Source organism: Altererythrobacter sp. C41 (assembly GCF_016803135.1).
Lineage (GTDB): Bacteria > Pseudomonadota > Alphaproteobacteria > Sphingomonadales > Sphingomonadaceae > Pelagerythrobacter.
In genome coordinates this window covers 12,501-24,620 of sequence record NZ_JAEVFE010000004.1, presented here as the reverse complement: position 1 = coordinate 24,620, position 12,120 = coordinate 12,501, and the positions used below count along the sequence as shown (strand labels likewise).

General features: G+C 64.5%; 5 protein-coding genes, 1 tRNA gene and 2 rRNA genes (1 of these 8 cut by a window edge). 2 read left to right on the top strand and 6 right to left on the bottom strand.

Translation table 11 applies throughout. The features are described 5' to 3' along the window. From JNO53_RS08775 to JNO53_RS08765, 3 genes are all read right to left on the bottom strand, one after another. On the bottom strand, nt 1–1,209 hold the full coding sequence (locus tag JNO53_RS08775; RefSeq protein WP_203109797.1) for a pyridoxal phosphate-dependent aminotransferase: 1,209 nt from the start codon (nt 1,207–1,209) through the stop codon (nt 1–3). A gap of 67 nt (nt 1,210–1,276) precedes the next feature. Then, nucleotides 1,277–4,336: a TonB-dependent receptor domain-containing protein gene (locus JNO53_RS08770; RefSeq protein WP_203109795.1), complete on the bottom strand. Its 3,060-nt coding sequence runs from the start codon at nt 4,334–4,336 to the stop codon at nt 1,277–1,279. A 151-nt stretch (nt 4,337–4,487) separates the two neighbouring features. Next, nucleotides 4,488–5,906, bottom strand: coding sequence for a S10 family serine carboxypeptidase-like protein (locus JNO53_RS08765; RefSeq protein WP_203109793.1), 1,419 nt, complete (start codon nt 5,904–5,906; stop codon nt 4,488–4,490). Nucleotides 5,907–6,092: 186 nt separating this feature from the next. Between JNO53_RS08765 and JNO53_RS08760 the strand changes: the two genes are divergently transcribed. Both JNO53_RS08760 and JNO53_RS08755 read left to right on the top strand, forming a co-directional pair. Continuing rightward, on the top strand, nt 6,093–7,292 hold the full coding sequence (locus tag JNO53_RS08760) for an aminotransferase class V-fold PLP-dependent enzyme (RefSeq protein WP_238401781.1): 1,200 nt from the start codon (nt 6,093–6,095) through the stop codon (nt 7,290–7,292). Nucleotides 7,293–7,322: 30 nt separating this feature from the next. Next, on the top strand, nt 7,323–8,831 hold the full coding sequence (locus tag JNO53_RS08755) for a S10 family peptidase (protein ID WP_238401780.1): 1,509 nt from the start codon (nt 7,323–7,325) through the stop codon (nt 8,829–8,831). A 512-nt stretch (nt 8,832–9,343) separates the two neighbouring features. Here the strand turns inward: JNO53_RS08755 and JNO53_RS08750 are convergent. From JNO53_RS08750 to JNO53_RS08740, 3 genes are all read right to left on the bottom strand, one after another. After that, nucleotides 9,344–9,420 (bottom strand) — tRNA-Met (locus JNO53_RS08750). Between the two features lie 160 nt (nt 9,421–9,580). Continuing rightward, nucleotides 9,581–9,695 (bottom strand): 5S ribosomal RNA (gene rrf, locus JNO53_RS08745). Between the two features lie 97 nt (nt 9,696–9,792). Then, nucleotides 9,793–12,120 (bottom strand): 23S ribosomal RNA (locus JNO53_RS08740) (it continues 463 nt past the right edge of the window).

Here is a 12,120-nt window from a genome sequence, read left to right as displayed (position 1 = left end):
TCAGGTTCTCCCGCGTCGATGCTCGCCGAGCGCTCGATAGCGCTTGAGGCCGTCGGTCAATGCCTGCAGCCCGTAATCCACATCCGCCGGCGCATGGGCGAACCCGATCCGGAGATGGCCCGGCGCCCCGAAGTGCTCGCCCGGCACGACCACGACCCCGCACCGGTCGGCCAGCCACTCCGAGAAATGCTCGGTGTCGTCGATCCCCACCGCGCGCGGAAAGGCGATGCATCCGTGCGGCGGAAGACGGCCGGCCATCAACCCTTCGGCGAGCCAGTGCGCATGATAGGATTCGATGATCGGCCGGGCTTGCTGCAGCATGCCCTCGCGATAGCTTTCGAACCGATCGCGCTGTTCGAGCACGAGCGCCGCCACCGCGTGCGCGAGATTGGAGATGCCGAACTCGACCTCCCGGTTCAGCGCGCGGACCGGCTCCATCACGCTCGGATGCGCGACGATCCAGCCGCACCGCAGGGTGCTGAGGCCCCAGATCTTGGTCAGGCTGCTGACGCTGACCAGCGCCGGGGACCAGGTGCCCGAGGCCGCGGGGTTGAATTCCGAGCCCGCATATTCGCCGTAGACCTCGTCCACCACCACGATCGCGCCTCGCGCTTCGGCCATGCGCGCGATCGCCGCCAGGACTTCGGGCGCAATCGCCATGCCCGAGGGATTATGGAGGTTGGACAACAGAATGAGCCGTGTCTGCGGGGTCATCGCGCGCTCGACTTCCTCCGGGTCGATCGCAAAATCGTCGCCCCGGCGAACGAAGCGGTCGACCGGCTTGTTCAGCGAGCGGGCGACGGTATCGAAGATATCGAAACCCGGCGTTTCGACGAGGATGCGGTCGCCCGGCGCGAGCAGCGCGCGGTACAGCAGCGACAGGGCTCCGGTCGCGCCGGTCGTGCACAGCACCCGGTCACGCTCGACCCTGTAGCGCGCCGCGAGCTGGTCGATGACATAGGGATTTCCGCCGGCAAACGCGCTGGCGTAGCGCGTCGTCACCGTTTCGCCGAAGGCGTCGCGGATGATCTCGTGCAGCAGTTCGGCGGGTTCCGGCACCGAACTTTCGAACAGGCTGATCAGCAGGTTGCGCTCCGACCGCACCTTGCGGATCACGTCGCGCACCCACTGGCTGTACGAGCCGAAGCGCGGGGCGGGCAGTGCCCCGCCCGGACCGCCGCCTGGCGCGTCTTGGTCGAACCGGATCATGCCGTGCCTTCTTCCTGTTCGAGACGCGCCGGGCGCGCTGCGCCGGGCCGGTGGCAGGTCGCAGCGATCACTTGAGTCGGATCTTCACCCCGACGAAGAACCGCCGGCCGAGGATGTCGCCGTAGGCGATCTGCGGATAGGAGGGCGCCTTGTCCGCCAGGTTGTCGATACCGCCGCGGAGGACGAAATCGCCGAGGTCGAGCTGCGCCGAGACGTTGTGGACGGTATTGCCTTCCAGGATCGGATTGGGATTGTTCTCGATCGTCGCGTCAGGCCCTGCCCGCGTTTCCCCGCGATAGTCCGCCTGATAGGTCAGCCGCAGCGGCCCCTTGTCGTAAGCGAGATTGAACCGTCCGACCCATTCGGGCGTGGTGTAGGTATCGTCTTCCCGCACGAAGGTCGTGCCGGTCACCGACCGTTCGAGCAGCGTGTTGTGCGTCGCTGTCACCCCCAGCCGGATGCGGCCGAGATCGTCGCCGCCGAACCACTCGCCGGGGCGGAAGGAATATTCCACCGCGTAGACCTCGCCGCGATAGCGGATCTTGCCGGCGTTGATCGTGGTCGTGGTGCCGGTGACGATGGTCCCACCCGAACTGACGCCGTTGGGCGCGGCGAGACGGGTGAAGGCCGAGCAGATCCCCGCGTCGGGCGTCGCATCGTCGAAGCAGGTCGCTGCGAAATCCTCGGTCGTGAACAGCGACAGCCCGTCCTCGAGATCGATCTCGACCCGGTCGGCCGTGATCGTCAGACCCGGGATGAAGCTCGGCGCCAGGACGATGCCGTACGTGAACGTGTCGGAGACCTCGTTGCGCAGATCGGGATTGCCGCGCGAGGTGATGAGCGCACGCTGGAAATTCTCCGAACCGCTTTGGAAGCGGGCGAGCCGCTCTTCGGCCGACAGCCCCGCCCCGGTCCCGTCGGCATCGACGCCGTAGCCCGGGTTGGCTTCGAACAGCGCGAGGCAGTTGGCGCGGCGAATGTCGGGGTTGGGCCCGCCGACGATGCGGTCCGCATCGCACGGATCGATGCCGGCGGCATCGAGCCCTTCGCTCGTGGGAACGAGCAACTGGGTCAGCGTCGGCGCGCGGAAGTTGCGGCTGCGCGAGGCACGCAGCGTCACGTCGCGCACCGGCTGCCAGCGCACGCCGAGGTCCCACACGTTCTCTTTCCCGGCGAGCGAGTTGTCGACGTAGCGGAACGCACCCTTCGCTTCGAGCGAGTGGACCAGCGGAAGCGTGAAGCCTTCTCCGACCAGCGGGATCAGCAGCTCGCCCGAAAGCTCGTCGGTGTTGTAGCTGCCGGACTGCGGAACCTCCTGCGCGCCGGAGCCGAACGAGCCCTCGCGATTCGCCTGCAGCGGATCGAAACGCGCGCTTTCGTCGCGATGTTCGTAAGCGGCGCTGAACTGCACGTCGCCCGCCGGCAGCGTGAACAGCGAGCCGCCGAGGGTGGCAAGGAAATCGACCTGTTCGTTGGTCCAGTCGATTCCGGCGATGGTGCTGACATAATCGCGCGCCTCGGCGCTGACGTTGCCGTTGCCGAACGGATTGATCGGCGCGCACGCGGGGTCGTCGTTGGAAGGGTCGGCATCGGCGTTGATCGCGCAGATGATCTGGCCGCCCGAACGGACCGCGTTGATCGCATTGTCGAAGCGGCTGTTGATGACCTGCCAACCGCGGCGCTGCCCATCGACACGCGAATAGCTGCCCGAGATGTCCCAGTAGAACTCACGGTCGCCCACATCGAAGGTGCCGTCGAGGCCCAGTACCGCGCGGTAGGTTTCGGTCTTGGTGCGCTGCGAGGGGTCGGGCACGAGGTCGAGGAACAGCTTCGACAGGAACAGCGGCCGCCCGCCGGCGAAGGCCGGGTTCGCCTCGATCAGCGCCGCGCGGGCCTGATCGGTGAGGAACGGGTTGTCGACGGTGAACGCGATCGGCCCGGCGTAGCTGCCGGCGTTGAGCACCGTGCGGCTGTTGCCCTGCGGGATCTCCGTCCCTTCGGTCTTTGCGTAGAGCAGCTCGGTCGAAAGGCGGATCCGGTCGGTCACGTCGTAGTGGCCGACCATCGCGCCCGTCAGACGCTCCACGCCCGTGCGCAGGCCAGCGAGCTGCTGGTAGGGAAAGCCGTCTCCGCCGCTGGCGAAGGGAATGCCTGCCAGGGCACCGGTGTCGTAAGGAACGATCGATCCGTCAGGTGCGAACTGGATCGCATGGCCGTCGAGCTGCGTCAGGAAGTTCGGCGGCGGGGCGGGATTGGTGAAAACGACGCCGTTGGCGTTGAAGGGCCAGAACCGCGCGTTGAAGATTTCCTGGACCGAGGGAATGCCGTCGTCCGGGCCCGTATCGTCGGGATTGTTGACCGTCAGGCGCCCGAGGTTCGACAGCGGGCGATCGGTGAAGCGCAGGATCGGCGAGCTCGACCAGCCCACGTCGACTGCGACGTTGCCGCGCCCATCGGCGAAGTCGGTCCCGGCCGTGCCGCGCAGCGCGTAGGTCTCGTAGTCGCCCCGGTCGCTGATCCCGGCCTGAGCGTCGAGCTCTACACCGGTGAAGTCGTCGCGCAGGATGTAGTTGACGACGCCCGCAATGGCGTCCGATCCGTAAACCGCGGCGCCGCCGCCCTGGTAGACTTCGACCTGCCGCAGCAGGCCCAGCGGAATGATGTTGGAGTCCACCTGCGCGTCGCCGACGCCGCCACTGCCGATGCCCGAGGTCGAGGTGACCATGCGGCGCCCGTTGATCAGCGTGAGAGTGCGCCCCGGCCCGAGGCCGAAGAGGTTGGGGAACTGCTGCCCCGAACCGCTCGACTCGCCGCTGCCATCGGCCTGGTTGAGCTGCGGGACGACGGAAGGCAGGTCGTTCAGCGCCTCGGCGGCGCTGACGTAACCGCGGTCCTCGACATCCTGCTGCCCGACGTCGATGATCGGCGAGGCGGTGGTCACATTCTTGCTGCGGATTCGCGAGCCGGTGACCACGATCTCGGGGGCTTGGGCTTCGCCCGCAGTCGCTTCGCCGACGACCGGGCCGCCAACGGCCTCGTCAGCGTCCTGCGCATGAGCCGCCCCGCCCGCCAGTATCGCGGCGGATGCGAGCAGCCGCGCCATGGTGATCGTCATCCTCGTACGCATCCTGCTTCCCCTTCGGATTCGGTCTTGTTGTTCCATCCCGGAAATCGCGCCGAAGGATATGCCGGTGAACTGGATTGCGGTCGTCGTTCTCTACCGATGCAAGCCCTAGAGAGCATTAGGTTCGGTGAGAACCGGGTTCGAAGCGTGAAAATTATTCCTGTTTCTCGCCCTTCAAGAATGCGGCGATGTCGCGCCCGAAGGTTATCGCCACCGCTGGCTCGTCGTACATCATGTGTCCGCCGGGATAGCAGTGGAGCGCAAACCGTGCGGCGACGGCGGCCGGCAGCGCCGCGACCGTGGCCTCGTTCGCTGCGCAGCTATTGAGCGAGTCGTAAAATCCGGCCGCGACGAAGGTTCTCATGTCCGGCATCTTCTCCATCGCGCGCAGGGTCCACGGCTGGGAGGGACTGGGCGGCCCCTCGCCGGCCATGGCGCGGGCGAGCGATTCCGGCGTGATCGGCGCCTGATCGTACTGCCACCCGGCGCCGACCGGCAGTTCCTCCACCTCGATCCCGGCGTAACGCCCCTCGGCGTAGCGCAGGCGCTCGCGGTAGTAGCGCAGAACCGCCGCGCCCGACGGCGTCGGATCGGCGCCACCCGCGATGCGCATGTCAAACACGTCGAGCATCTGCCCGCCATCCCCGAGCAGTTCTGTGCGGAACGTGCGCGGCGATACCCATAACGTCTCGGGGTCGACCGCCTCCTGCGGCAGGCCGTGGAAGGCTGCAACGCGCGCACGGATCGTCTGGCGTTCCTCGGGCGAGAGCGATGCCGGATCGGCCAGCGCGGGCGCGTAGACCGCACGCGCAAACCGCTCCGCCTCCTGCAGCACCTGCTCGATATCGCCCTGCAGCTCGGACGGCAGCTTGCCATGTGCCAGCGCGGTCGCGGCACGGTTGGGCAGCGAGAGCGCACGCATCAGATGGCGGTCAGGCAGGTCACCCAGTGGAATGCCGCCCGAGATCAGCGCGATCCCGGCGACCGGACGGCCCTGGTCGGCCAAGGCTTCCGCAACGCCCGCCGCCCGCCAGGTGCCGAAGCTTTCGCCGACGAGGAAGACGGGCGCCCCCGAGCGGCCGCTCGCATCGAGCCACGAAAGAATGAAATCGGTCGTCGCGGCGATATCCGCGGTCGTCGCGTAGAACCCCGCGGCATCCGCCTCGCTCGCGGCGCGGCTGAAGCCCGTTCCCACAGGGTCGACGAACACGAGATCGGCGACCGCCAGCGGGCTGTCAGGATTTGCCTCGACCCGCCCCTCGCGGATGCGCACCGGGCCGAGCGCCGAGAAGTGGAGCAGCCGCGAATCAGCGCCGGGGCCGCCGTTCCATACGAAGGCGACCGGCCGCTGCTCGTGCTCCGCGGACGCGAGGTAGGCGGTATAGAATATGCGCCCCTGCGCATCTCCGCCATTGTCGACCGCGATCGTTCCGGCACATGCAAGATAGGACAGCGTGCCGCTGTTCTGGCGGGTCTCGACGGCATCAGCCGGACATGCGGCGAGCGCAGCGGCGGCGGGTAGCCAGGAACACGTCAGCAGGACCAGGACTCGCGAAATCGATGTAATGCGCACGACGTGCTCTCCCGCAGTATTTGCTCGATCGTAAGGGGGAATAGACGAATAGATTATTCGCAATCACGCGTTCGTCGGGCAGCAGCACGCCGCTACAGGCGATCTCCGTGCAACGGGAACGCCGTGTTCTATGCGCCGCCTGCAGCGTACAATCCGGATATGACGCAATCGGGGAACGGGCTGGAGATGTCGCGCCGTGCCGTGCTGACGGCAGCGGCCGCGCTTCCGGTGACGGCGAGCGCCGGCGTGGCGGGAAGGTTGCCGGAGAGATCCGCCTTCGACGTCGACGGCGTCTATCTCGATTCCGGAACCATGCATCCGCCTGCGCGCGGTGCGCGGGCGGCGGTGGCCGACTATTTCACACGCCGGGGTACGGCGGCCGATTACCCGACGAGCGCAATGGAAGAGCGCGTGAAGGAACGCTTCGCCCGCCTCGTCGGCGCCTCGCCGGCGGAGCTCGCATTCGTCCAGAGCACGACCGCGGGCGAGCAGATGGTGATCGACGCGCTCGACCTGCCACGGGCGGGCGGGCGCATCGTCACCGACACGCTCCATTTCTTCGGATCGTTCTATCTCTACGAGGAACTGTCGCGCCGCGGGATGGACGTGGCCTGGCTGCGACCGCGCGACGGGCGGATCGCCATCGAGGATTACGAGCGCGCGATCACTCCCGGAACGCGGCTGGTCTCGCTATCGCTGGTTTCGACCTACAATGGCTTCGAGCACGATCTGAAGCGCGTGTGCGAGATTGCCCATGCGCGCGGCGCGCTGGTCTATGCCGATATCATCCACGCCGCCGGGGCGGTGCCGGTCGATCTCCATGGCAGCGGCGTCGATTTCGCCGCGACCGCGAGCTACAAGTGGCTGATGGGGGATTTCGGGATCGGCTTCCTCTATGCGCGGGCCGACCGGATGGACCGGCTGACGCGCAAGCGCTTCGGTTATTACGGCCTCTCACGATTCACGCCGCACGTCTATCCGCTCGACACGCCGGGCGAGACGATCGCCGACGTCGCGGCGCGCGACGATGCGGAGGGCATGTTCGCCATGGGCACGCGCTCGCACGCCGGCATCGTCCAGCTCGACTGGTCGCTCGGCTACCTGCTCGACCTTGGCGTCGAACGCCTGACCGCGTGGCGTCAGCCTCTGCTGGATCGCCTGCGCGCCGGGCTCGAGGCGAAGGGCTATTCCCTGGTCACGCCGCCGGGCTGCCGCGCGCCGTTGATGACCTGCGTCCTCGCCGATGCGCGCGGGAAGCTCGGCGAGCGATTGAAGAGCGCCGGAGTGCAGATAACGCTGTCGAAGAACCGCTTCCGCGTGTGCCCTTCGGTGTTCAACGACGAACAGGACATAGACCGCCTGCTCGACGCCTTACCGCGCGCATAAGAGCGCGCGGCCGTTTCCGGGGAGAAAACGATGCCGTTCCGCCGCTGCCTCTTGTCCGTCCTGCTCGCTACGGCTGCCACGCCGGCTTTGGCGCAGGACGCCGATGCGCCGATGTCGCCCGCTTTCCTGCGCGCGATGGAGCCGATGATCCCGCGCGAAGAGGCTACGAGCCGCGTCGTCGCGACCGATCATGACATCGTGCTGGGCGGCAAGCGCATCGCTTACCGCGCGATCGTCAGCGAACAGCCGCTGGCGGGCAAGGACGGCAAGCCGGCCGTCGTCGCAGTTACTTATGCCTACGTTGCCCAGGGCCTGGGCGATGCCGCGACGCGGCCGGTGCTGTTCGTGTTCAACGGCGGCCCGGGCGCATCCTCCTCCCCGCTCCACATGCATGCCTTTGGGCCCCGCCGCATCCTCGGTGAGGGCGCCGACATGCGCCTGGCCGACAACCCGCACAGCCTGCTCGACGTCGCGGACCTCGTGTTCATCGATCCGCCTGGAACGGGCGCGAGCATGCCGGTCGAAGGGGCCGACGCCGCTTCGTTCTGGGGCGTCAAGGGCGATGCGCAAGCCGTCGTCCGCATCATCGACGAATGGAAGCGCGCCAACGGTCGCCTCGCGTCCCCGGCCGTGCTGGTGGGCGAAAGCTACGGCACCGCGCGCGCGGCCGCGATCCTGAACGAGCTGCACAGCACGGAGCAGGCACTGCCCGATGCCGTGGTGCTGCTGTCACCGTCGCTGGGCTGGACGGACGGGCCGATCCTCTCGCAGGTGACCACACTGCCGACCTTAGCGGCAGTCGCGTGGTATCACGGCGCGATCGACCGCCAGGGACGCGATGTCGCGGCGCATTTCGCGGCCGCGCAGCACTTCGCCGAAACCGATTATGTGAGTGCGCTGGCACAGGGGCCACGCCTGCCTGCCGAAGAACGGCGCCGCGTGGCCGAAAAGCTTTCGACCTTGATCGGGCTGCCTGCCGACCAGATCGAGCGGGAACGGCTGCGGATCGGCAAGCTCGATTTCATGCTCTCGCTTTTGAAAGAGAAAGGGTTGCGCACCGGCCAGCTCGATGCGCGGGTCACGCGATCGATCGAGGAATCCAAGCTGCGGCCACCGTTCGACGATCCATCGATGTCGCTGGGAAGCGACGGACCCCACGCGATCGAGCGCTATCTCGCGGATGAACTCGGCTATTCGCTCCCGAGCGCCTATCGCAGCCTCAATCTCGGCATCAACTTCCAGTGGAACTGGGGCGAAGGCTACGGCGGGAGCTACCGCGCGGCCACGTTCGCGCCTTACCTCGCGACCGCGCTAAGCGTCGACCCGTCCATGCGGCTGTTCGTGGCTGGCGGCTACTACGACATCACCACCCCGGTTCACGCGGGACCGTTCGCCCTCGATCAGGCGGGGGTGCCGCGCGAACGCTATCTCCAGCGCGGCTATCCAGCCGGCCACTCGATCTTCGAAGACGAGACGCAGCTCGCCAGCCTGGCTGCGGATCTCCGCGCCTTCGTTCGCGGTGAGATCGAACCGATGTGAACGAGGCGGCATCCGGTTCGGATCACCTCGATGTCCGATAGCGCTCCTGTCCACTCGCGGCGTCACGCTGACCAAGGCCATTCTAGTTGTTTCTGGTCAGCCGGTTCATGCGACGCAGGTAGCGCCTAATCCGCCCGCTCCGGTCGCGGGGGCCGCATCGTGTACGAAGAATACCAACCAGGGATCCAGCGAGCATCACCGCTTCCCGCGCCCGCAGGTTCAACTCGAAAACCTGACGGGGGGCTTCAACGAACTCGAGGCCAAGAGCACTGTGGGTAATGCGGCGCAAAGCGCCCTCGAGTTTCCGTACCAGGCGCTGGCGGAAATCTGGCGCCTCACCGTTCCGCGACGATCGGCCGGAGCCGGGTTAACACGGACAGCACGCGATCCGCACCAGCCCGCTCACGCCATGATGCCGCCAGTTCCAGATGGCGACCTGGTTGCGCTTCTCGGGCCCCAAAGCGACAAAAGCCCCGCGGTCCGGAAGGACGGCGAGGCTGGTTCGCTAAAACTGGTTGCGGGGGTTGGATTTGAACCAACGACCTTCAGGTTATGAGCCTGACGAGCTACCGGACTGCTCCACCCCGCGGCACCTGTACGTCACCTCCGGCGACGGTTTGGCCGAACCCCTGAGGAGGCGATCGGCGCGGCATCAAAGGCCAAAAGCCAAAGACGCCAAAAGGGCCTCCCCTGGACGGGGTGGCCCTCTGACTTGTAAATGGGTTTTTCCGTGCTCCGTCAGCTGCAATGCCTGGCGACGACCTACTCTCCCAGCGCTTGAGCGCTAGTACCATCGGCGCTGTCCGGTTTCACGGCCGAGTTCGAGATGGGATCGGGTGGGTCACAGACGCTAGGGTCACCAAGCAATGAAGCTGGCGGATGCGGTTTTAAATCGATGTCTGGCTGGTCATCCTCCACACCGAGGACAATCCATTCAGGACTGTCGTTGATGGTGGGATTCAACAAGCGCGAAAAGAACTATTAGGACCGGTTAGCTCCACACATTACTGCGCTTCCACACCCGGCCTATCAACGTCATGGTCTATGACGGTTCGAAGATTGCTTATCTTGAGGGAGGCTTCCCGCTTAGATGCTTTCAGCGGTTATCCCGTCCATGCATAGCTACCCTGCTGCACCGCTGGCGCGATGACAGGTACACCAGAGGCATGTTCACCCCGGTCCTCTCGTACTAGGGGCAACTCCTCTCAACAATCGACGCCCACGGCAGATAGGGACCAAACTGTCTCGCGACGTTCTGAACCCAGCTCACGTACCACTTTAATTGGCGAACAGCCAAACCCTTGGGACCTGCTCCAGCCCCAGGATGTGATGAGCCGACATCGAGGTGCCAAACGATTCCGTCGATATGAGCTCTTGGGAATCATCAGCCTGTTATCCCCGGCGTACCTTTTATCCGTTGAGCGATGGCCCTTCCACGAGGGACCACCGGATCACTATGACCGACTTTCGTCTCTGCTCGACCTGTCGGTCTCGCAGTCAGGCAGGCTTATGCCATTGCACTCTCGCAGCCGGTTTCCAACCGGCCTGAGCCTACCATCGCGCGCCTCCGTTACTCTTTAGGAGGCGACCGCCCCAGTCAAACTACCCGCCACAGAGGGTCCCAGCACCGGATAACGGTGCGTGGTTAGACATCAGAAAACAACAGGGTGGTATTTCACCTATGGCTCCACACCAGCTGGCGCCGGTGCTTCAAAGCCTCCCACCTATGCTACACAGTTATTTCCTAATGCCACTCTGAAGCTGCAGTAAAGGTGCACGGGGTCTTTCCGTCTAACCGCGGGTACTCCGCATCTTCACGGAGAATTCAATTTCGCTGAGCATATCCTGGAGACAGTGGGGAAGTCGTTACGCCATTCGTGCAGGTCGGAACTTACCCGACAAGGAATTTCGCTACCTTAGGACCGTTATAGTTACGGCCGCCGTTTACTCGGGCTTCAATTCGGAGCTTGCACTCCTCCTCTTAACCTTCGAGCACCGGGCAGGCGTCACACCCTATACGTCGTCTTGAAGCCGACTTAGCAGAGTGCTGTGTTTTTGCTAAACAGTCGCTACCCCCTGGCCTGTGCCCCCCGCTACTGCTTGCGCAATAACGGGGCCTCCTTCTTCCGAAGGTACGGAGGCAATTTGCCGAGTTCCTTCAGGATACTTCTCTCAAGCGCCTTGGTATACTCTACCTGACCACCTGTGTCGGTTTCGGGTACGGTCTATACGGAGAGGCTATTTCCTGGAACCGCTTGGCTGCCCGACCAATCCAATAAGGTCGAACAACTTCCACGATCCGTCACACATCTCCAGGCCCACGAATATTAACGTGGTTCCCATCGACTACCCCCTTCGGGCTCGTCTTAGGGGCCGGCTCACCCTGCGCCGATTAGCGTTGCGCAGGAACCCTTGGTCTTTCGGCGAGAGGGCATCTCACCCTCTTTGTCGCTACTCATGTCAGCATTCGCACTTCCGATACGTCCACGGTCGGTTACCCTTCCGCTTCACTCGCTTACGGAACGCTCCGCTACCGCTCAGTCAAAGACTGAACCCTAAGCTTCGGTGCGTATCTTGAGCCCCGTTACATCTTCGCCGCAGGAACCCTTATTTAGACCAGTGAGCTGTTACGCTTTCTTTAAAGGATGGCTGCTTCTAAGCCAACCTCCTGGTTGTTTTGGGATTCCCACATGCTTTCCCACTTAGATACGACTTGGGGACCTTAGCTGTAGGTTAGGGCTGTTTCCCTTTTGACGACGGACCTTAGCACCCGCCGTCTGTCTGCCGGATAAGACTCGATGGTATTCGGAGTTTGGTTAGGTTTGGTACCGCTCGCGCAGCCCTAGCCCATCCAGTGCTCTACCCCCATCGGCATACATCCGACGCTCTACCTCAATAGATTTCGCGGAGAACCAGCTATTTCCCGGCTTGATTGGCCTTTCACCCCTAAACACAACTCATCCGAGCATTTTTCAACATGCAACGGTTCGGCCCTCCAGTGCGTGTTACCGCACCTTCAGCCTGGTCATGCCTAGATCGCCGGGTTTCGGGTCTAATCCAACATACTCAGTCGCCCTATTCAGACTCGCTTTCGCTGCGCCTACACCTAACGGCTTAAGCTTGCATGTTAGATTAAGTCACTGACCCATTATGCAAGAGGTACGCTGTCACCCCCTATGGGGCTCCAACTGCTTGTAAGCATCCGGTTTCAGGTACTGTTTCACTCCCCTAATCGGGGTGCTTTTCACCTTTCCCTCACGGTACTGTGTTCGCTATCGGTCATGTACGA

Coding starts and splice junctions, on each gene's coding strand:
- JNO53_RS08760 (WP_238401781.1), top strand. CDS start 6,093: ATGTCGCGCCGTGCCGTGCTGACGGCAGCGGCCGCGCTTCCGGTGACG.
- JNO53_RS08775 (WP_203109797.1), bottom strand. CDS start 1,209: ATGATCCGGTTCGACCAAGACGCGCCAGGCGGCGGTCCGGGCGGGGCA.
- JNO53_RS08755 (WP_238401780.1), top strand. CDS start 7,323: ATGCCGTTCCGCCGCTGCCTCTTGTCCGTCCTGCTCGCTACGGCTGCC.
- JNO53_RS08770 (WP_203109795.1), bottom strand. CDS start 4,336: ATGCGTACGAGGATGACGATCACCATGGCGCGGCTGCTCGCATCCGCC.